Genomic DNA, 21,701 nt, shown 5'->3' on the forward strand with positions numbered 1-21,701 from the left:
ACGTAGTCGATGGACGACGAGCTCAAGCGGCGTCTCGAGCAGATTGAAAACCGCGTCGCGCTCCTGGAGAGAAATCAGGAGCTCATTGCCGCCGGGCAAAGACGCTCCTCGCTTCGCAGCCTGTGGCGGCGCCCGCCGATCTGGACCTTCGAGCAGTACCCGCCGCGTCTGCTCAATCTGAATGCCTTCAAAGCGACGCCTGCGGTTTCCGCCAATGCACCGCGAATTGCGATGGTCACGCCGAGCTACAATCACGCGCAATATCTGGGCGCCACGATCGAAAGCATCGTCAGCCAAAACTATCCGAACCTGACTTATCACGTGCAGGACGGCGCCTCGATCGACGGCACGATCGATCTGCTGAAGAGCCTCGGCGAGCGCGTCAGTTGGACGAGCGCACCGGACAAGGGGCAGTCGAACGCCATCAATCTCGGCTTCGCCGGCGCCGACTGCGAGATCATGGCCTATCTCAACAGCGACGACATGTTGCTGCCCGGAACGCTGGCCTATATCGCGAACTACTTCATGTCGCATCCCGATGTCGACGTCGTCTACGGTCATCGCGTCTTCGTCGACCGCGAGGGGCTCGAGGTCGGACGCGCCGTGTTGCCGCCGCATGACCGCAAGGCGCTGCAATATGCCGACTATATCCCGCAGGAGACGATGTTCTGGCGCAAGCGCGTGTGGGACAGGATCGGGCCCATCGACGAAAGCTTCCATTACGCGATGGACTGGGACTTCATCATGCGGGCGCAGGACGCGGGATTCAAATTCGTGCGCCTGCCGCGATTTCTCGCCTGCTTCCGAATCCACGATGCACAGAAGACGGCATCGACCTATGCCGTCGGCGTCCGGGAGATGGGTATCCTGCGGCGCCGCGTTCTCGGCTTCGATCCGACCCAGATGCAGATCCGGCGCGCCATCGCGCCCTATCTCGCGAAGCAACTGGCCTATCACTACGCCTACAAGCTGAGACTGATGCGCTACTGACCAGGCGACGATCAGCGGCGCTGTGAGGCGCGGACGGCGTGATCGAGCCAGATCCGTTCGAGGCCGATGCCGAGCGGACGCACATCGGTGCTCAACGCCAGATCAGCGGGAGAGCGCGGATCGGAGAGTGCGAGGCTGATGGTCAACGTCCCGTCGGCGGCAATCGCGGCTGGATCGAGCTTCAACCTGCGCAGCCCCGCGAAGGCATCCGTCGAGAACGTCAATTGCTGGAGTGCTCCATTGCCGACACGGCAGACGGCGCGCAGCTGCGGATTTCTTTCGGAGACAAAGGCCCGGCACGCCAGCACGATATCGACCGGTCGGGACGGAACGGAGCGAACCTCGAAGCGGAGCACGCAATTCCTCGCGACCGACCAGGTGCCCCATTCCTCCGGCTCACCCCATCCTGCGATCAGCGCGGCGACACCGGTCCCGTCGCGCACGAATTCAAGCTCGTCTCTGCCCAGGACCGGCTCGGACGCGGACACCTCCAGCGCGGCCGGATCGAACGACGTCTGCTCCGGGACGAACTGCGAGATCACACGCACCGCATCCGCAATCGAGGAGAGCCCGAGCGCAGAACCGTCCAGCTCGTAAACCACGTGGTTCGGTCCGGCGGCGCGGACGCCCCGGCCGGGCGGCGGACGATCCTCGAGGCGTGCCGGAATGACGATATCGGTCGCGTCGAAACCATGGGTGCGGGCGAGATCGCCGATCGTCTGCGCGGTCCGATCGTACAGCAGCGGCCGGTTGTTGATGTCGGTCGCAAGCGCCTGGGCCAACGCCTTGAAGTCGACCCGGACATCATCGTCATCCGCCAGCAGCAGGCGCTTGAGGGCGAGCATGTCCTTGGCGATGAAGAGCTGCAGCGCGTTGAGATCGGGAAGTCCTGGATCACCGTCAATGGCCCCGAAATCGCGGGCACCGCGCGGCGTCTCGAGCAGATCTGTCGTTTCAAAAAACAGCGCATGGCCGGTGCTGTGCCGCGAAAATCCGGCCATGCTCAAGGGGCGCGACAGGCGAACGAAACTGTCGGTCAGCGCGGCATTGGCGATGCCCGAGGCGACGTCCGGCGAGAGACCGATGAAATAGCGGCCAGCGGTCGCACGCATCCGATCGATGACGCTGCGACGGACGAACGAATTGTAGATCATCGGCAGATGCGCATAATGCGCTTGAAAACCGAAGATGCGCGCCAGCTCCCTCCGCGACGAGACTCTCCGCACGGACGACGTCAGGTCGATCTCCGCGAGCAGCCGATTGCGGAAAGCCGGATGGTAATAGGTGGGCCAGTAATAGCTGTAAGCACGCCAGCTCAACAGATCGATTGACCGGCGCGAGAGAATGCCCGCTGCGGTTGAGCAGGCATAGGGCATCAGGCCGTCGTCGTCGCCGATGAAGGTGACGTATTCGCCCGAGGCATGGCCGAGCGCGGCCTCCCAATTATCGGTCATGGTCAAAACGATGTCGCAGGCGAAATGCTTGAAGCGCTTGTCGCGAAGGCTTGCGACCATCTCCGCAATCTCGGGATTACCGCCATTGTTCTGGACGATGAACTCGCAATCGGCATTCGCAGCTTGGCACGCCATGGTCACGAGCGCGTGACGGAGCGTGTCGGGACGATCGAGCGTGGGCACGACGACAGACAGAAGCGGCATGATCACCATTGAGACAATGAGCGTCACGACGTCGTAGCACTTCGCCTCGCCGTTCGCACTTTCGCCAAAAGTCTGGTGATGCTAGCCTTTGTCGCGAAGCACCACCATTCCGCCACGCGGCATGGCGTGCGCTACAATCGGTCCCGCCGGAAGCCGGTGCGTGGCAGCGCGCTGCAACAAGAACAATAAATGAGGAAGCACCATGGAAGCTCAGGTATCTCCCGTTTCTCCGAGCCCGTGGTCTCCGTCGCCCGACGCGAGCGATGTCGTCAAGGGCATCCACGCCATGCTGCACCCGCACAACATCGTGCTGGTCGGCGCGACCGACAAGCCCGGCAACTATGCCGAGCGCATCTGGAACAATTTGGTCAAGTACGGCTATGAGGGCGGGCTCTATCCTGTCAACGCCAAGCGCGAGACCATCTGGGGCGTCCCCTGCTTCAAGGATTTTGCGAGCCTCCCCGAGAAGCCGGACCATGTGCTGGTGCTGGTGCCGGCGCGGTTTGCCGTGCAAGTGATCCGCGACGCCGCTGCCGCCGGCGCGCGGTCGGCCACCATCGTCACCTCCGGCTTCAGCGAGTTACAGGACGACGAGAGCCAGAAGCTCGCCGCCGAATTGCAGGCCGCGATCCGCGAGACGGGGCTGGCCGTCACCGGCCCGAACTGCCTCGGCAATCTAAGCGCCGGCGAAAAGCTCTTCACCAATATCGACGACCGCATCGTCACCATGGAACAGGGCGCCGTGGCGATCGCGGGGCAATCCGGCGCCATCGTGATGGCGATCCGGCAGGCGCTGGAAGATCGCGGCGTCGGGGTCGGCTATATGGTGACGACGGGCAACGAGGCCGGGCTCGAAACGCCGGACCTGATGCGCTACTTCGCCGAAGATCCGAGCATCAAGGTGATCGTGGTCTATCTCGAGGGCGTGCGCAACACCAAGGCGTTCCGCGACGCCTGCAAGGCGGCGCGAGCGGCGAGCAAGCCGGTGATCGCACTCAAGCTCGGCGCATCCGAAGGCGGCCGCGCGGCGGCGATGGCGCATACCGGTGCGCTCGCTGGCTCGATCGAGACCTTCGACGCCATTGCGACGCGCGAAGGCGTGATCCGCGTGGGAGGACTCGACGAGCTGATCGAGACGACCGAGTGCTTCGTTCACGCGGCCGTGCCCAAGGGCGACCGGCTCGCCGCGGTCACGCTCTCTGGCGGCAAGCGCGGCATGCTGCTTGACGCCTTCTACGCCGAAGGCCTGAACTTCGCGCCGCTGAGCCCGCATGTCGGCTCGGAGCTGGCGAAAATGCTCGGCCCGGGCTCGATCGTCGGCAATCCGCTCGATGCCGGCTTTGCCGCTGTGGTCGATCCCTCCGTCTACATGAAGTCGATCAAGCTGATGATCGACGACCCCGAGATCGACATCGTCATCATCGATGCCGAGTTGCCCAAGACGCCGCACGAATTGCGCGAGCGCAATCTGCGCATCGTCGACGAGATGGCGAGCCAGGCCGGCAAGCCCGTGATCTATGTCAGCGCGATGTCGATCGGCTTCACCGAGTTCACCAAGGATTTGCGCAAATCGCTGCCGCATCTGGCGGTCATGCAGGGCATGGATCGCGCCGTGACTGCGATCAAGTCGCTGCTTGCCTATGCCAGGCTGCGGAAGGAGGTGCCCGACATCGTCTCGAGCTCGAAGCCGGCCGCGCGCGCGGTGCTGGAAAAGGCGCTGAAATCGGCGAGCGGTGCCGCGCTCGACGAGGTCGCCTCGAAGAAGTTGCTGAAGGCCTATGGCATCCCGATTTCGAAGGAAGCCATCGCGCAGACGGCGGCCGAAGCCGCGAAGATCGCCAAGCAGATCGGCTTTCCGGTCGTGGCGAAACTCGTCAGCGCCGAGATCCTGCATAAATCCGACATCGGCGGCGTGGTTCTGAACCTCAACAACGCCGCCGAAGTGAAAAAGGCGTTCTCCGATATCACAGCGCGGGTGGCGAAGCTGAAAGGCAAACCGAAGCTCGACGGCATTTTGATCGCGCAGCAGGTCAAGGCCGATCTCGAGCTCGTGGTCGGCGCCTCGCTCGATGCCGAGATGGGTCCGGTCGTGCTGTTCGGCACCGGCGGCATCGATATCGAGCTGATGAAGGACGTCGCGCTTGCCGGCGCGCCGCTGGACGAGGCCGAGGCGCGGCTCCTGATCGGCCGCACCAAGGCCGGCGTCAAGATGCGCGGTTATCGCGGCAAGCCGGCCCTGCACGAGGCGTCCGCAGTCAAGGCCCTGGTCGGCCTCTCCAACCTGATCGCCGATGCCGGCGACCGGATCGCCTCGATCGACATCAACCCGTTCCTGATCAATGCCAGGACGGGCGTGGCCGTCGATGCGCTGATCGTGCTGAACAATGCTGCGGCAAAGCGCGCGGCCGGGCATTGATGCCGCGTAAGGCGGGTTCGCGCAGCGTAATCCGCCAATTTGCACGATGAACGCCGAGAGAAAGGCGGGTTACGCTTCGCTAACCCGCCCTACGTACCATTGCGACTCCTTCCAACTTCCCCGCTTTGGCCGTAGAATCCCATCTGATGGCACGCGCGAGCAATCTTGTGATCGGAACCGCGACGCTGGCGGTGATTGCCGTGGCGTTCGGCGGCGTGCTCGGCGTGCAGAAATGGCGTGCGCTTCAGAGCCGCAGCCAGTTGCGCGTGGTGTTCGAGGGCGGTTCTGCCAGCGGCCTGCGTCGCGGCGGGCCGGTCAATTTCGACGGCGTGCCCGCCGGCCAGATCCTGTCGATCAAGCTGGACAATCCGCGCAAGATCGTGGTGCTGGTGTTGCTCGATAATTCCGCGCCGATCCGCAAGGACACCGCCGCCGGCATCGAGTTCCAGGGCCTCACCGGCGTTGCAGCCGTCTCACTGATCGGGGGCGCGCCCTCGGCGCCGCCCGTGCCGCTGGATTCCGACGGCATCCCGGTGCTGACCGCCGATCTCAGCGACGCCGAATCCATCGTCGACACCCTGCACAGTGTGGATCGCACGATCGTCAGCAACGCCCCTGCGATCAAGGAGGGCCTGCGCACGTTCGAGGACACCACCGCCGGTCTCAGGAGCAAGGGCGGCGAAATCGATGCCGTCATGGCCAAGGTGGACACCGCCTTTGCCGGCTTCGACAAGGCCGTCACCAAGATCGAGGGCGTGGTGCCCGGCTTCGTCGACGGCAAGGCGGACGAGCTGTTCGAGAAGATCAGGGGATTGCACGAGCTCGCCGATACCATGAAGAAGAAATCGGCTGGCTACCTCGAGGATATCCGTCGCTCGCTGCTCGACGTCAGCGAGGCCGCCAACAAGATGGCCGGCATACCCACACCGGCCGCCGCTCCGCGCCCGCCGCGCAAGCCCCCGCAGAAGAAGCAGTAGAGCCTACCACGCGTAGCGCACGACGCCCTTGCCGGCGTAGGAGTTGGTGACGTTCGAGAACGCGCCCTCGAAGGTCGCCGACGCGGACCAGCCGTTCATCCAGCTCACCTGCACCGACGCCGTGGTCAATGCGGAATCGCGCGCCTGCGCCGCGCCGTTCACGACGAAGGCGGCGCCCGGCAGCGTCTGGAACACGGCACCGACGGTACGGTCCGGATTGTAATCATGGGCCCAGGCGAGGCGGCCGCGCAGGGTCATCAGACCGCCGGCCGCCGCGAACGATCTGTCCGCGCGCAGTCCGAGCTCGGTGCGGGTGCTGGTCACGTCCTTGGCGGCGTAGTTGAGCGCGAAATTGTTGTTGCCGACCACGGCGAACTCCGAATAGTTCGGCAGACTGAACATGGTGGCCTGCGCCGCAGCATAAGGCGTCAGGCCGATCCATTGCGTGGCGTAGCGGTAACCGCCCTCGACCCGGCCCGAGAAGGCGTTGGCGTTGAACTGCGCGCGCAGCTGATCGACGCCGGCAACCGTGACGATGCGGTTGGTGGTGACGTCCTGCCAGCCATAGGCGAGCGCAGCGGTGATATAGGCCGGTCCAACCGTATGACGCACGAAGGCGCCGGCCTGGAACAGGTCGGACCGGCCCCAGCCGAGCCCGTTGACGTTGAAGCCGGTACCGCCGCCGGCCAGCGCGAAGCCCGCGATGGTCGACGGCGAGAAGCGATAATCGAGGCCCACGGCGGTGCCGTAGACGCTGCTGCTGGTGTTGTTGGAACCAAGCGCAGTGTTGCCATCGGTGGTCTGCGAGCCGCCAAAGCCGGCCGCCCACACATCCCAGCGCTGCTCGAACGTCGCGGCCGGCGCCTTGCGGTAGATCGAGGCGAAAGCGTCGCGCGTGGTCTTGTCACGTGCGCCCTTGCCGGTCGCCGCATAGGCATTCGCGCCCATCTCGTCGGCATAAGGCGACGCACCGGGCGCACTGCTGCGCCCGGAACCAAACACGTCGGTCAGCAGGCTGATGAACAGGTTCATCGCATCGAACGTCGTTTGCTGCGATCCCGTCGCCGATTCGCCGGACGCCTGTGTCAGACCGGCGGGCGAGAGATTGGCGAGTGCCACGGGAAGGCTGCCGGTGCTGTTGAAGTAATTCGTCAGCGCATTGGCGACGTTCTGCTGATTGACGTTGAGGCCGCTGCCATAGCCGAGCGCGAGGTCGAGGTAGACGTCATTGAGGCCGTAGTTCAGCGTCGCATGCAGGTTCGACGACAGGCCCGCGACGACGGGATTGAACGTATCGGGTAACGTTCCTGCGGTGAGGATCGTGTAGTGCTTCGCAATCGAGCCGGTCGGAACGACGACGACGGTCGCGCCACCGAGCGTCGCCGTGCCGGTCACGACCGTGAGGCCGTTGCTGGCGCCCGAGATCTGAACCATGTAGCTCGACGCGCCGGTGAACGAGAGATCGCCGGACACGGAGAGCGTTCCGGTCGGATTGCCCGGCGCCAGCGTGCCGCCGTTCACGGCGATTGTGCCGACCGACCCGACGCCGCCGAAAGTGCCGCCGGCGGCGACGGACACGGTGCCGTTGATGGTGCCGGCGAGCATCAGCGTGCCGCCGAGCACGTTCCAGTCCTGATTGCCGGTACCCGTCACGGTCCAGGTCGAGCTGTCGATCTTGTTGAAGGTCGAGAAGCCGTCGTACTGGAGGCCGACGCCGATCAGGTCGAGATTGAACGTATCCTTGCCGACGCCGCCAAGCTGGAAGGTGTCGGTGCCGGATGCCAGCACCTGCCCCTTGATGACGCTGCCCGGGCCGAGTGTAAGCGTGTTGTTGCCGCAGCCGCAGAAGTCGATCGCCACCGCACCGGACGCGCTGGCGTCGATGGTGCCCGAGTTGAAGAGGCTGCCGCCGCCACTCACCATGATGCCCGTGCCGTTGTCGCCGACGGTGATGGTGCCGGTATTGACGATCTGGCTGGTGGTCGAGAACGCGGTTACGTCCATGCCGACGCCGAACGCACCAACGGTGATCGTGCCGCTGTTGGTGACGGTGTTGGAGTCACCGACCACGAAGATGCCCTCGGTAGCATCGGCGCCCGTGATCCGACCGCTGTTGGTGATCGAGGAGGACGAGCCGGTATAAAAGATACCCATGCCGGTCTGGTCAACATTCACCGTGCCGCTTTGGATGATCGTGGCCCGGTCACCCTGCAGCGAAATGCCGGCAGATCCGCTGCCCCCTACCGTGATCGTGCCGCCATTGGTGATCTTGGAATCATCTCCCTGCACGGCAATGCCGACACCGAAATCACCAGCCGTGATGGCGCCGAAATTGCTGGCGGTCTGGAAGTCGCCCTGCATGAAGATGCCGGCGGCGTTCTGCCCGACCGTGATCTTGCCGGTGGCCGTGTTGGTGACCGTATTGTTGTCGGCGATCGCCAGAATGCCACCGGAAAATCCGGGAGAATCGCCAACCGTGATCGTGCCGGCGTTGGTCACGGTCGCGCCTCCGAACGCGAGGATGCCGCTTGCACCGTCGCCCCCCGTAATCGTGCCCGTCGCGGTGTTCGTGATGGTGTTGTTCTGCACGGCAAAGACACCCACACCGGACACGCCGACCGACAACGCGCCGCTGTTGGTAACGGTGTTGCTGTCGCCGACCGTGATCGCGGCGCCGCTGTCGCCTGTCGTGATCGTTCCGGCATTGGTGATGACGTTGTGGTCGATCGCCTGGATGCCGAGGCCGTTGTCCAGCACCGTGATGGTGTTGTTGTTGGTCACGGTGTTGGAATTTCCAACGGCGATGCCGGTGAGGCCAGAGCCTGCCGACACGGTCCCGTTGTTGGTGACGGTGCTGGAATCGTTGACGCCGATCGAGACCGCGCCGTTGTCGTTCACGGTCGCGCCGGACAGCACGTTGACGTTGAGGCTGTTGACGCCTGCTCCGGCCTGGAAGCCGTCCGTATCGGTGCCGCTACAGGTGACGGTCTGGCCGCTCGTCGCCGGATCGGGTGTGCAGGCCGCGTTGGCCGGCGTCGCGCAAAGGCTACATCCCAAAAACAGCGCAGACGCGCTGACGAGCAACGCGGCACTGGACCGGCGCAGTCGATCATGCCGCCTCGATAGCCCTTCGCCCCGCACGTCGCGCTCCCCGCTTCCCCAGTTCCGCGGGGGAACTTAGGCCATGAGCACGCTCCGTAGAACTACGGCGCGACCGGAATGCGCCCGTTTGCCTCACAACCGGGGCAGAATCCGGCCACTATGTTGCAACCGAGACACGGTTTGCAGCGCCAAACTCCCATTTCGCGCACGAAGCGGCTTATTTCGGCAGCCACAGCGGCTCAGTAGTTACTGGCCGCCGCCTCGTTCGGGATGCCGTCGATCGGGCATTCCGCAGTCCCCGGCGTCGAGCGGGTCATCGCCTCGACCATATCGCGTGTGCCTTCGGGATCGGCGATCCAGTTCTTGTAGAAATCATAGGGGCAGGCCGCGACGCCGCGCGGGCTTTCGCCGGAATTGATCATGCCGGTGTAACCGCGGTGGACCAGCTTGTAGAGATGATTCTGCGACTGGCCGTTGCGGCGTGCATCGCGGATCAGGCTCTTGGAGAGTTGCGCGTACTGGATGCCGTAGTCTTCCTCGCCGCATTCACCGAGGGTGCGGCCGTCGAAGCCGATGATCGCGGAATGGCCGAAATATGAGTAGACGCCGTCGAAGCCGGCGGCATTGGCAACCGCCACATAGACGTTGTTGGCCCATGCCATCGCCTTGGAGATCATGACCTGCTGCTCCTTGGCCGGATACATGTAGCCCTGACAACGCACGATCAGCTCGGCACCCTTCATGGCGCAGTCGCGCCAGATCTCCGGAAAGTTGCCGTCATCGCAGATGATCAGGCTCACCTTCATGCCTTTCGGCCCTTCGGAGACGTAGGTGCAATTGCCGGGATACCAGCCCTCAATCGGCACCCAAGGCATGATCTTGCGGTATTTCTGGACGATCTCGCCCTTGTCGTTCATCAGGATCAAGGTGTTGTAGGGCGCCTTGTTTGGATGCTCCTCATGACGCTCGCCGGTCAGCGAAAACACACCCCACACTTTGGCCTTGCGGCAGGCTTCCGCGAAGATCGCGGTCTCTTCACCGGGCACAGAGCACGCCGTCTCATACATCTCCTTGGAATCGTACATGATGCCTTGCGTGGAGTATTCCGGGAAGATCACGAGGTCCATGCCGGGCAGGCCGGTCTTCATGCCCACCAGCATGTCGGCGATCTTGCGGGCGTTATCGAGCACCTCGGCCTTGGTGTGCAGGCGAGGCATCTTGTAATTGACCACCGCGACGCCGACGGTGTCGTTGCTGCTGGAAATGTCACCGTGAAGCATTGGACGCTCCTGTGTTTTGTTCGTGTGATGTTGGCGCGTGGCGTTAGTGGCTGATCATCCATGGCCGCGCTGTGGGAAAGCCCTTGGCGCCGCTCCTGGTCTTGGTCACCAGCCGCGCAGGCTTCTTCTTGTCCGACGCACTCTTGTCCTTCGCGGTTTTGCCCGTGGAGCAGCAGCCGCAACCGGGACCGTGCGAGGCCTTGTATTGGGCGAGCGTCTGCGGCGCGTGCGTGCTGCGCTCGTTGACGGCATGCGCCTTGCGCGTCTCCGCCGGCATGCAGAAGAAATTCGGCGCGGTCAGGATGACGCGCGGCGCCATCGTCTCGCAATGCGGACAGCTCTGCGGATCGTCGCATTCGGCCATCGGGCGCAGATCCTTAAACGGACCGCAATCGTCACAGAGATATTCATAGACCGGCATCTTGTTGTCCTTCGTGTTCTTTAATCCGTCATCCTTCGAGGCTCGCCTTGCCTTGCAAGGCGAGCACCTCAGGATGACGGGGATAGGACGCACCGATCATTTGTCCGGCGAAATCGGCATCTGGATATCGCCCTTGATGTGCTTGATGGGCCCCGCCGCCGACGGCATCACGTCGAAGTCGAAGATTTCGGTCGGCAGCCACAGCGTGGCGCAGGCGTTGGGCACATCGACCACGCCGGAGATGTGGCCCTGAACCGGTGCGGTGCCGAGGATCGAATAGGCCTGGGCGCCGGAGTAGCCGAACTTCTTGAGGTACTCGATCGCATTCAGGCAGGCCTGGCGATAGGCGATGGTGACGTCGAGATAGTGCTGCTTGCCGGCTTCGTCGACCGAGATGCCTTCGAAGATCAGGTAGTCCTTGTAGTTCGGCGTGATCGGCGACGGCTTGAAGATCGGATTCTTGACGCCGTACTTCGCCATGCCGTCCTTGATCACCTCGACCTTCAGATGCAGCCAGCCGGCCATCTCGATCGCGCCGCAGAAGGTGATCTCGCCGTCGCCCTGGCTGAAATGCAGGTCACCCATCGAGAGACCGGCGCCTGGCACGTAGACCGGGAAGTAGATCTTCGAGCCGCGGGAGAGATCCTTGATGTCGCAATTGCCGCCATGCTCACGCGGCGGCACGGTGCGCGCGCCTTCCGCGCCGATCTTGTCCTTGACGTCGCCCTTGGCGCGGCCGCCATGGGCGGTCGCCGCGAACGGCGGATTGGCCAAACCGGGCACGCGGGTCGGATTGGTCGAGATCAGCTCGGCCTCGCGCTTGTTCCAGGTGTCCAGCATCTTCGGATCGGGCAGACAGCCGATCAGCCCGGGATGGATCAGGCCGGCGAAATTGACGCCGGGGATGTGTCGCGACGAGGTATAGAGGCCCTTGATGTCCCAGATCGACTTCTGCGCCAGCGGGAAGTGGTCGGTCAGGAAGCCGCCGCCATTCTGCTTGGAGAAGAAGCCGTTGAAGCCCCACATGCTCTCCTTCATCGGGCCGACGTCGAGCAGATCGACGACGAGGAGATCGCCGGGCTCGGCGCCCTTGACGCCGATCGGGCCGGAGAGGAAGTGCACGATCGACAGGTCGATGTCGCGCACGTCATCGGCGGAATCGTTGTTCTTGATGAAGCCGCCGGTCCAGTCATAGGTCTCGATGATGAAATCATCGCCGGGATTGACCCAGGCCACGATCGGGATGTCGGGGTGCCAGCGGTTGTGCACCATGTCATTTTCGTAAGCCGACTTGGTGAGATCGACCTTGATCAGTGTCTCTGGCATCGAGAAGCTCCCCTTTTACACGGTTGGTTAGACGGACAGATATTTCGAGACCTGCGCGGCATCGACGGCGTCGCGCGGATCGTCACGCACGATCTCGCCGTTCTCGATCACCAGCACACGATCGGCGATCTCGAGCGCGAAACTGAGCACCTGCTCGGACACGACGATCGAGAGCCCTTTCTCGTCGCGGATGCGCTTCAACGTGCGCGCCATTTCCTTGATGATCGACGGCTGAATGCCTTCGGTGGGTTCGTCCAGCAGCAGCACCTTCGGCTTGGTCGCGAGCGCACGCGCAATCGCAAGCTGTTGTTGCTGGCCGCCGGAGAGATTGCCGCCGCGGCGGTCCTTCATCTCCAGCAGCACCGGAAACAGCTCGTAGATGTCGCCGGGCACCTCGGTCCCGCCGGAAACCACGAGCCCGGTTTCGATGTTCTCCTTCACCGTCATGGTGGAGAAGATCATGCGGCCCTGCGGCACATAAGCGAGGCCCTTGGCGACGCGCTCGTAGCTCGGCAGGCCGCCGAGTTCGGCACCGTCCATGCTTACCGAGCCGCTCTTGGCCGGCAGGATGCCCATCAGCGACTTCATCAGCGTGGTCTTGCCCATGCCGTTGCGGCCCATGATCGCCACGATCTCGTTGGGCGCGACCTTGACGTTGAGCCCGTGCAGCACCTCGCTCTGGCCGTAGGCGACGTGAAGATCTGAAATTGCCAGCATCGCCGCGCTCCTTATCTTTTGCGCATGATCTTGTCCGGAAACCGAACGCCACTTTCCGGGATCATGCGCTAATGCCCGAGATAGACTTCAATGACCTTGGGGTCGTTCTTCACCTTCTCCATGGTCCCTTCCGAGAGGATCTGACCCTGGTGGAGCACGGTGACCTTGTGCGCGATGTCCTCGACGAACTTCATGTCGTGCTCGATCACCAGCACCGAGCGGTTCTTGATGATGCGGTTGAGGAGTTCGGCAGTCTTGGCGCGCTCGGAGACGCTCATGCCGGCGACGGGTTCGTCCAGCATCAGGAGGTCCGGGTCCTGGATCAGCAGCATGCCGATCTCGAGCCATTGCTTTTGGCCGTGGCTAAGCTCGTCGGCATAGGTATTGAGCTTGTCCTTGAGGAAGATCATCTCCGCGACCTCCGCGACCCGATCCTTCACCTGTTGGTCGCGCTGAAAGGTCAGCGAACCCAGCACGGTGCGACCGCGCGGAAACGAGATCTCGAGATTTTCGAACACCGTGAGGTCCTCGAACACCGACGGCGTCTGGAACTTGCGCCCGACGCCGGTCTGCACGATCTCGTTCTCCTTCATTTTCGTGAGCTCCTTGCCACGAAACTGAATCGAGCCGGAGGTCGCCTTGGTCTTGCCGCAGATCAGATCGAGCACCGTGGTCTTGCCGGCGCCGTTGGGACCGATGATGACGCGGATTTCGTTCTCTTCGACGTAAAAGGAGAGATCGTTGACCGCCTTGAACCCGTCGAACGAGACGGTGAGTCCGGAGACCGCGAGCAGGAATTCCTTGGGCTGGTGTCCGACGAGCATGATGGTCTCCTCACTCTGCCGGCGCGCCGTCGGCGACCGAATTGTCCTTCCAGTCCGACTTCGATTTGCGCGAGGTGAACAGGCGGTCGATGCGCGGCTGCACGTAATCGGCCCAGAGCCCGGACAGACCGTTCGGAAAGGCGAGAACGACCGCGATGAACAATGCGCCGAGACCGAACAGCCAGAGCTGCGGGAAGGATTCCGACAGGCTGGTCTTGGCGAAATTCACCAGGATGGCGCCCCAGATCGCACCGAAGATCGACATCCGCCCGCCGACCGCGGTGTAGATCACCATCTCGATCGACGGCACGATGCCGACAAAGGACGGCGACATGAAACCGACATTGAGCGCAAACATCGCGCCGCCGATCGCGGCGAAGACCGCGGCCATGCAGAAGGCAAAGATCTTGAAGTTGGCGACGCTGTAGCCGGAGAAGCGGACGCGGTCTTCCTGTTCGCGCATCGCGACCAGGATGCGGCCGAGCTTGGTCAGGCGGATGAACTGCGCGATGCCGATGCAGGCGAACAGCAGCACGACTTCGACGAAGTACAGGATGACCTTGGCGTGGTCGGGCCGGATGTCCCACCCCTTGAGCGTGCGCAGATCGGTCATGCCGTTGATGCCGCCGGTATAGCCCTGCTGCCCGACGATCAGGATGGTCAGGATGGCGGCGACGGCCTGGGTGATGATCGCGAAATAGGTGCCGCCGACGCGGCGCTTGAACATCGCGGTGCCGATGATCAGGGCGAAAATGCCGGGGACCAGGATGATGGCGAGGATGGTGAAGGTGAGACTGTGAAACGGCTGCCAGAACAGCGGCAGTGACGTGATCTGGTTCCAGTCCATGAAGTCGGGGATGCCGGGCGTCGACTGGATCTTGGTGTTCTCGACGCTCGAGGCCTCGAGCTTGAGGAACATCGCCATGCAGTAGCCGCCGAGACCGAAGAATACGCCCTGCCCCAGGCTCAGGATGCCGCCATAGCCCCAGCACAGCACGAGGCCGAGCGCGACAAAGGCGTACGTCAGATATTTCGCCACCAGATTGAGACGGAACACATCGAGCGTCAGCGGCAGGATCACGAACAGCACGGCGGCCAGAGCAATGAAGCCCATCAGTTCGGAGCGATTGAAGAAGCGAGAGTTGATCATGACTTGCCTGCTTCCCGTTATTTGCGGACTTTGAGGGCGAAGAGGCCCTGCGGCCGCAGCATCAGGATGCCGACGACGGCGAGCAGCGTGAGCACCTTGGCCATCGAGCCCGACAGGAAGAATTCGAGCGTCGATTGCGTCTGCGAGATCGAGAATGCGGAAGCGATGGTACCGAGCAGGCTGGCGGCGCCGCCGAACACGACGACGAGGAATGTGTCCACGATATAGAGCTGGCCCGACGTCGGTCCGGTTGAGCCGATCATGGTGAAGGCGCTGCCGGCGACGCCGGCAATGCCGCAACCGAGCCCGAACGTGTAGCGATCGACCTTCTCGGTGTTGATGCCGACGGCGCCGGCCATGATGCGATTCTGCACGACGGCGCGGACCTGGCGGCCCCAGCGCGACTTGTACATGACGTAGGCGACGCCGACGGTGATCAGTACGGTGAGACACATCACGAAGACGCCGTTGATCGGCACCTCGATGCTCTCGGTGACGTGCAGCGAGCCTAGCATCCATTGCGGCAGCTCGACGCCGACCTCACGCGCGCCGAACACGGAGCGATAGGCCTGCTGCAGCATCAGGCTGAGGCCCCAGGTCGCGAGCAGCGTATCCAGTGGGCGTTTGTAGAGATGCCGTATCAGCACCCATTCCACCAGCATGCCCAGCGCACCGGATGCGACAAAGGCGAGGATCATTGCCAGGAAGAAGTAGCCGCTGAAGAGACCAGGCAAATAGGCCTGGAAGAGATTGGAGGTCATCCATGTGACGTAAGCCCCGAGGATCATGAACTCGCCGTGGGCCATGTTGATGACGCCCATCTGGCCGAAGATGATGGCAAGCCCGAGCGCCATCAGCACGTAGACCGAGAACAGGATCAGTCCCGCAAAGCCCTGCATGACGAAGATGGAGCCAAGATCACCAAGCGAGTAGTCGCCGAACATCGATGTCCTCCGTCAGGGATAAGGTCCCGCGTCGCGAGCAGGTTCGCGACGCGGGGGTCTTGGGCGTGGGTTTGCTGTCCACGCCAGGGAGAGGCTTGGTGCTGAGGAAAGGCGCGAGCGACGTCGCGACTTACTGGTAACCCTTCGGGAACGGATCCGGCTCGACGAGATCGGCGGTCTCGAAGATCAGCTCGAACTGACCATCGAGCTTGGCGCGTCCCACCCGGGTCTTCGACCAGAGGTGATGGTTTTCGTGGATGCGCACATAGCCTTCCGGCGCGCCCTTGAACTCGACGCCGGGCGAGGCCGCCGCGATCTTGTCGACGTCGAAGGAGCCGGCCTTCTCGACCGTCAACTTCCACAGCCACGGGCCGAGATAGGCAGCCTGGGTGACGTCTCCGATCACGGTCTTTTCGCCCCACATCTTCTTGAAGGCGGGCACGAACGTCTTGTTGTTGGGATTGTCGAGCGACTGGAAGTACTTCATGCAGGCATAGGCACCCGCGATGTTCTCGCCGCCGATGCCGTCGATTTCGTCTTCGGTGACCGAGATCGTCAGCAGCGCCTGCTTGGAGAGGTCGATGCCGGCCGCCTTGAGCTGCTTGTAGAACGCGACGTTGGAGCCGCCGACGACGTCGGTGAAGATAACGTCGGGCTTGGTCAGCTTGATCTTGTTGATGACCGAGTTGAACTGGGTCGAGCCGAGCGCATAGTACTCCTCGCCGACGACCTTGCCCTTCAGCACGTTCTCGACGTGCTTGCGCGCGATCTTGTTCGAGGTGCGCGGCCAGATGTAGTCGGAGCCGATGAAGAAGAACGACTTGGCGCCCTTTTCCTTGGCGATCCAGTTCAGGCCGGCGAGAATCTGCTGGGTCGCTTCCTGGCCGGTGTAGATCACGTTCTTGGACTGCTCGAGGCCTTCATAAAAGGTCGGGTAATAGAGCATGCCGTTGTACTGCTCCATCACCGGCAGCACCGCCTTGCGGGAGGCCGAGGTCCAGCAGCCCATGATCGCCGCGACCTTGTCGTTGACGAGCAGCTTCTTGGCTTTCTCGGCAAAAGTCGGCCAGTCGCTGGCGCCGTCTTCCTGGATGAACTTGATCTTACGGCCGAGCACGCCGCCCATGGCGTTGATCTGCTCGATGGCGAGCTTTTCGGCTTCGATCGAGCCGGTTTCGGAGATGGCCATGGTGCCGGTCGCCGAGTGCAGGATGCCGACCGTCACCTCGGTGTCAGTGACTGCGAGGCCGGTGGTGTTGACCACAGCGGTCGCCGGAGCTTGTGCAAACGACGCCTTCGGCAGCATCGTGATCGCCGGCAAGGCGGCCATTCCCATCAATAGTTTTCGCCGGAGCGGCGACAACAGGCCCTTGGTTTCTTCGTCCGACATGAGCACCCCACTGTTTGTTCGAGGACACGCGATTGGTGACGTGAGGATGGCTCGAATTTGTGCAGCGCAAGCATACGCAAGATCGCGTATACTGCACCGCAAAATACCGACGTAGGCTTTTGGTACGAGATTTGCGAGGGATCCAAGTCCGTATCGGGAGTGGGGTAAAGCGTGGCAGGGCGGCAGCGAATAGACCGCGTCAGGCGCCAGTACAATCAATGGGTCGCCAACCAGACGCTGGAAGACTACGCGCTGCGCTTCACCGCCAAGAGCGCGCGTCGCTGGTCCGCCGCCCGCGTCGCCAACACCGCGATCGGCGCCATTTCCTTCCTGGTGCTGGAGGCGATCGGCGGCACCATCACCCTGAATTACGGCGTCACCAATGCCACTGCCGCGATCCTCGTCGTCTCCACCATCATCTTCTGCTGCGGCGTCCCGATTGCCTATTATGCCGCCAAATGCGGCATCGACATTGATCTCCTCACCCGCGGTGCCGGCTTCGGCTATATCGGGTCCACCGTCACCTCGCTGATCTATGCCTCCTTCACCTTCATCTTCTTCGCGGTCGAGGCGGTGATCCTGGCCACCGCGCTGGAGATGTGCTTGGGCATCCCGCGCCCGATCGGCTACCTCATCAGCGCAGTCGCGATCATCCCGCTCGTGACCTACGGCATCACGCTGATCAGCCGCTTTCAGCTCTGGACGCAGCCGATCTGGGTCGTCCTGCACATCCTGCCCTTCGCCGCGATTGCGTGGGCCAACCCTCATTCCTTCACGGAGTGGCACAAATTCGCCGGCGAGCACGGTGACCTCGGCGGCCATTTCGATCTGCTGCTGTTCGGCGTGGCGTCGTCGGTGGTGTTCTCGCTGGTGGCGCAGATCGGCGAGCAGGTCGACTTCCTGCGCTTTTTGCCGCGCGACCGTCGTACCTCCAGGAGGTCATGGTGGATCGCGCTGATGAGCGCCGGGCCGGGCTGGATCGTGCTCGGCGCACTGAAGCTGCTGGCCGGCTCGTTTCTCGCCTTCTTCGCGCTGAGCCACGGCGTGCCGCCCGAAGAGGCCGCCGAGCCTGCGCATATGTATCTCGTGGCGTTTCGATACGTGCTGTCGGAGCCGGACCTCGCGCTGGCGTTGACCGGGATCTTCGTGATCCTGTCGCAGATCAAGATCAACGTCACCAACGCCTATGCCGGCTCGATCGCCTGGTCGAATTTCTTCTCGCGGCTGACGCATAGCCACCCCGGACGCGTGGTGTGGCTCGTGTTCAACGTGATGGTGGCGCTGCTGCTGATGGAGATCGGCGTCTACAAGGCGCTGGAGCAGACGCTGGCGCTCTACTCCAACGTTGCGATTGCCTGGGTCGGTGCGCTGGTGTCCGATCTCGTCATCAACAAGCCGCTCGGCTTGCGTCCGCCGCAGATGGAGTTCAAGCGCGCGCATCTCTACGACATCAACCCGGTCGGTGTCGGCGCCATGACGCTCGCGATCATCGTCTCGATCGCGGCATTTTACGGGCTGTTCGGCCCGACCATGAAAGCCCTCGCCGCCTTCGTCGCGTTGACGGTGGCCTTCGTCACTGCGCCTGTTATCGCCTGGTTGACCGACGGAAAATACTACATCGCACGCAAGCCGAAGCGGAGCTGGGCGAACATCGAATCGATCCAGTGCTGTATCTGCGAACATAGCTTCGAGCCGGAGGACATGACGTCCTGTCCCGCCTATGCGGGCCCGATCTGCTCGCTGTGCTGCTCACTCGACGCCCGCTGCCACGACCTCTGCAAGCCGCATGCGCGCGCGCAGGTGCAATTTGCCGAGGCGCTCGGCAGGATTTTGCCGCAGCCGATCTATCAGCGGATCAACTCGCAGTTCGGCCACTATATCGGGGTGTTCGTCGTCTCTGCGGGTCTCGTTGCGCTGGTGCTGGGGCTGATCTATCTCCAGACATCGGCGAGCGTGCATGGCGAGAACACGCTCGTCTCCAACGCGCTCTGGAAAGTGTTCTTTTCGCTCAGCATCATCATCGGCGTGGTGGCCTGGCTGTTCGTGCTGGCGCAGCAGAGCCGTCGCGCGGCGGAGGCCGAGACCAGGCGTCAGACGACGCTTCTGATCCAGGAGATCGACGCGCACAAGCGTACCGACGCCGAGCTCCAGCGCGCCAAGGAGGTCGCCGAATCCGCCAATCTCGCCAAGAGCCGTTACGTTGTCGGCCTGAGCCATGAATTGCGTTCGCCGCTGAATGCGATCAGCGGCTATGCCCAGCTCCTCGAGCAGGATGCGACGCTCAACACCAAGCCGCGTGACCAGGTCCGTGTCGTCCGCCGCAGCGCCGATCATCTCTCCGGCCTGATCGACGGCATTCTGGACATCTCCAAGATCGAGGCGGGCCGCCTGTATCTGTCGCGTGACGAGGTGCGGCTGAGCGAATTCCTCGATCAGCTCGTCGGCATGTTCCGCCTTCAGGCCGCGGCCAAGGGCATCGACTTCGTGTTCCGCCGGCCCTCGCATCTGCCGCTCGTCGTCTATGCCGACGAGAAGCGGCTGCGCCAGGTGCTGATCAATCTGCTCTCCAACGCGATCAAGTTCACCCAGACCGGCAGCGTGCAGTTCGTGGTGCATTATCGCAGCCCGGTCGCCGAGTTCGAAGTGATCGACACCGGCCCCGGCATCCAGGGCGACGATCTCGAACGCATCTTCGCGCCCTTCGAACGCGGTGCGCTCGGCGTGTCGCAGCCGCAGACCGGCACCGGGCTAGGACTCACCATCAGCCGGCTGCTCGCCGGCGTCATGGGTGGCGACATTAAGGTCTTGAGCACGGTCGGCGCCGGCAGCACTTTCAAGGTCAAGATCCTGCTGTCGGAGGTCACCAATCCGCAGCGCAACGCGCCGGTGGAGGCCCCGGTCTCCGGCTATCACGGCGCGCGCAAGACCATCCTGATCACCGACGACGACCCTGTTCATCGCGACCTCCTGCGCGAGGTGTTGACACCGCTCGGCTTCATCCTGCTCAGCGCTCCCGACGGCGCCGGTTGCCTCGCGCTGGCGCAGCATTGCCGGCCTGACCTGTTCCTGCTCGACATCTCGATGCCCGCCATGGACGGCTGGGCCGTGGCGGAGGCCTTGCGCGCCAACGGTCATCATCAGGCGCGCATCCTGATGGTGTCGGCAAGCGCGCTCGAAGCCCACGGCACGCCGCTGGCGCAGCCGTTCCATGACGGCTACCTGATGAAGCCGATCGACATCCCGCGTCTCCTGGAAAGCATTCGCCAGCTTCTCAAGATCGAGTGGCAATACGGCTCGAACGAGATTGCGGTGCCGCTGTGGCGGCCCGAGAGCGGCTCGCGCCCCCCGGTCCAACATATCGAGGCGCTGATCGGGCTCGGTCGGATCGGCTACGTTAAGGCTATCCAGTTGAAGCTGGACGAGATCGGCAGCGAGCACCCCGAGCATGCCGACTTCGTCGCGGAAATGCGGTCGCTGGTCGATCGCTTCGATCTCGACCAGTACATGGCCACATTGAAGACGTTGCATGCGTATGAACACTGAATCGAAGAAGCGCGATGTCGCGCTCGTTGTCGACGACTCTCCGGAGACGCTGCGGCTGCTCACCGACGCGCTCGACGGCGCCGGCATGACGGTGATGGTGGCGCTCGACGGCGCGGCCGCGATGCGCATCGTCGACCAGATCACGCCCGACATCGTGCTGCTCGATGCCGTGATGCCCGGCATGAACGGGTTCGAGACCTGCCGCCGCCTCAAGCGCGATGCGGGCCTTGCCAACGTACCCGTGATCTTCATGACGGGCCTTGCCGAAACCGAGCACATCGTGCGCGGGCTGGAGGCCGGCGGCGTCGACTATGTGACCAAGCCGATCGTGATCGAGGAGATGCTGGCGCGCATCCGGGTCCATCTCGGCAATGCCCGCCTGACCCAAAGCGCGCGCACCGCGCTCGATGTCTCCGGCCGCTTTCTGTTCGCGGTCAACCGGCAGGGCAACATCCTGTGGGCGACGCCGCAGGCGCAAAAGCTGCTGGCCGACCATCACGGCGCGCAGGCCGATGACTTCGTCCTGCCGCCGCCTTTGCTGCAATGGCTGGAACAGGCGAAGGGCAAAGGCAGCTCGAAATCGCAAGCCGCATCGCTGCCCGACAATCCACAACTCCGGCTCTATTACATGGGCGAAACCGCGCCGAACGAGTTCCTGTTGCGGCTCTCCAGGGAATCCGGCACCGCGCCGCCGCCGGAGTTCACCAGCGAGTTGGGCCTCACGACCCGCGAAGGCGAGGTGCTGGCCTGGCTCAGCAAGGGCAAGACCAACCGCGACATCGCGCAGATTTTGGGATTAAGCCCGCGCACCGTCGACAAACATCTGGAGCAGATCTACGCCAAGCTGGGCGTGGAGAACCGGACGGCCGCGGCGGCGATCGCGACGAATACGACGCGAAGGAATTCGTGAACGTACTGCGAATGAGTTGGTACGCCATTCGTCAACCAACAGCGTCGTCCCGG

General features: G+C 63.2%; 15 protein-coding genes. 5 read left to right on the forward strand and 10 right to left on the reverse strand.

Annotated features, from left to right (window positions below; genetic code table 11):
• Positions 1-9: 9 nt before the first annotated feature.
• Positions 10-990: a glycosyltransferase family 2 protein gene (locus AB7532_RS34200; RefSeq protein WP_441239044.1), complete on the forward strand. Its 981-nt coding sequence runs from the start codon at positions 10-12 to the stop codon at positions 988-990.
• Positions 991-1,001: 11 nt separating this feature from the next.
• On the opposite strand, the gene AB7532_RS34205 is transcribed toward AB7532_RS34200, so the two are convergent.
• Positions 1,002-2,648, reverse strand: coding sequence for a glycosyltransferase family 2 protein (locus tag AB7532_RS34205; RefSeq protein WP_441239045.1), 1,647 nt, complete (start codon positions 2,646-2,648; stop codon positions 1,002-1,004).
• 202 nt (positions 2,649-2,850) lie between these two features.
• Here AB7532_RS34205 and AB7532_RS34210 point away from each other — a divergent pair, with 202 nt between their 5' ends.
• Together AB7532_RS34210 and AB7532_RS34215 are read left to right on the forward strand one after the other, a co-directional pair.
• Positions 2,851-5,064: an acetate--CoA ligase family protein gene (locus tag AB7532_RS34210; RefSeq protein WP_441239046.1), complete on the forward strand. Its 2,214-nt coding sequence runs from the start codon at positions 2,851-2,853 to the stop codon at positions 5,062-5,064.
• Between the two features lie 146 nt (positions 5,065-5,210).
• Positions 5,211-6,041: an MlaD family protein gene (locus AB7532_RS34215; protein ID WP_441239047.1), complete on the forward strand. Its 831-nt coding sequence runs from the start codon at positions 5,211-5,213 to the stop codon at positions 6,039-6,041.
• A gap of 3 nt (positions 6,042-6,044) precedes the next feature.
• On the opposite strand, the gene AB7532_RS34220 is transcribed toward AB7532_RS34215, so the two are convergent.
• The 9 genes from AB7532_RS34220 to urtA form a co-directional block, all read right to left on the reverse strand.
• On the reverse strand, positions 6,045-9,182 hold the full coding sequence (locus AB7532_RS34220) for an autotransporter outer membrane beta-barrel domain-containing protein (RefSeq protein WP_441239048.1): 3,138 nt from the start codon (positions 9,180-9,182) through the stop codon (positions 6,045-6,047).
• 200 nt (positions 9,183-9,382) lie between these two features.
• Complete coding sequence (locus AB7532_RS34225) at positions 9,383-10,423, reverse strand: aliphatic amidase (RefSeq protein ID WP_441239049.1); 1,041 nt, start codon at positions 10,421-10,423, stop codon at positions 9,383-9,385.
• A gap of 43 nt (positions 10,424-10,466) precedes the next feature.
• Positions 10,467-10,844 (reverse strand): FmdB family zinc ribbon protein, encoded by a 378-nt coding sequence (locus AB7532_RS34230; RefSeq protein WP_441239050.1) that lies wholly within the window; start codon positions 10,842-10,844, stop codon positions 10,467-10,469.
• A gap of 96 nt (positions 10,845-10,940) precedes the next feature.
• The gene (gene fmdA / locus AB7532_RS34235) at positions 10,941-12,170 is read right to left on the reverse strand and encodes a formamidase (protein WP_441239051.1); all 1,230 of its coding nucleotides are present in this window, start codon (positions 12,168-12,170) and stop codon (positions 10,941-10,943) included.
• Positions 12,171-12,197: 27 nt separating this feature from the next.
• Positions 12,198-12,887, reverse strand: a complete 690-nt coding sequence (gene urtE / locus AB7532_RS34240; protein ID WP_441239052.1) for an urea ABC transporter ATP-binding subunit UrtE — start codon at positions 12,885-12,887, stop codon at positions 12,198-12,200.
• A gap of 68 nt (positions 12,888-12,955) precedes the next feature.
• On the reverse strand, positions 12,956-13,711 hold the full coding sequence (gene urtD / locus AB7532_RS34245; RefSeq protein WP_441239053.1) for an urea ABC transporter ATP-binding protein UrtD: 756 nt from the start codon (positions 13,709-13,711) through the stop codon (positions 12,956-12,958).
• A gap of 10 nt (positions 13,712-13,721) precedes the next feature.
• Positions 13,722-14,861: an urea ABC transporter permease subunit UrtC gene (gene urtC, locus AB7532_RS34250; protein WP_441239054.1), complete on the reverse strand. Its 1,140-nt coding sequence runs from the start codon at positions 14,859-14,861 to the stop codon at positions 13,722-13,724.
• A 17-nt stretch (positions 14,862-14,878) separates the two neighbouring features.
• Positions 14,879-15,805 carry an urea ABC transporter permease subunit UrtB gene (gene urtB / locus AB7532_RS34255; RefSeq protein ID WP_441239055.1) on the reverse strand — a complete coding sequence of 309 codons (927 nt, stop codon included), beginning with the start codon at positions 15,803-15,805 and terminating at the stop codon, positions 14,879-14,881.
• A gap of 130 nt (positions 15,806-15,935) precedes the next feature.
• On the reverse strand, positions 15,936-17,195 hold the full coding sequence (gene urtA, locus AB7532_RS34260) for an urea ABC transporter substrate-binding protein (RefSeq protein ID WP_441239056.1): 1,260 nt from the start codon (positions 17,193-17,195) through the stop codon (positions 15,936-15,938).
• Between the two features lie 171 nt (positions 17,196-17,366).
• Here urtA and AB7532_RS34265 point away from each other — a divergent pair, with 171 nt between their 5' ends.
• Together AB7532_RS34265 and AB7532_RS34270 are read left to right on the forward strand one after the other, a co-directional pair.
• A complete protein-coding gene (locus AB7532_RS34265; RefSeq protein ID WP_441239057.1) occupies positions 17,367-20,738 on the forward strand; it encodes a hybrid sensor histidine kinase/response regulator in 3,372 nt (1,123 codons plus the stop codon).
• Complete coding sequence (locus tag AB7532_RS34270; protein WP_441239058.1) at positions 20,722-21,648, forward strand: response regulator; 927 nt, start codon at positions 20,722-20,724, stop codon at positions 21,646-21,648. Before AB7532_RS34265 ends, AB7532_RS34270 begins: the two co-directional genes overlap by 17 nt.
• The last annotated feature ends 53 nt before the right edge of the window (positions 21,649-21,701 follow it).

This window comes from Bradyrhizobium sp. 930_D9_N1_4, from assembly GCF_052076015.1.
Classification (GTDB): Bacteria; Pseudomonadota; Alphaproteobacteria; order Rhizobiales; family Xanthobacteraceae; genus Bradyrhizobium.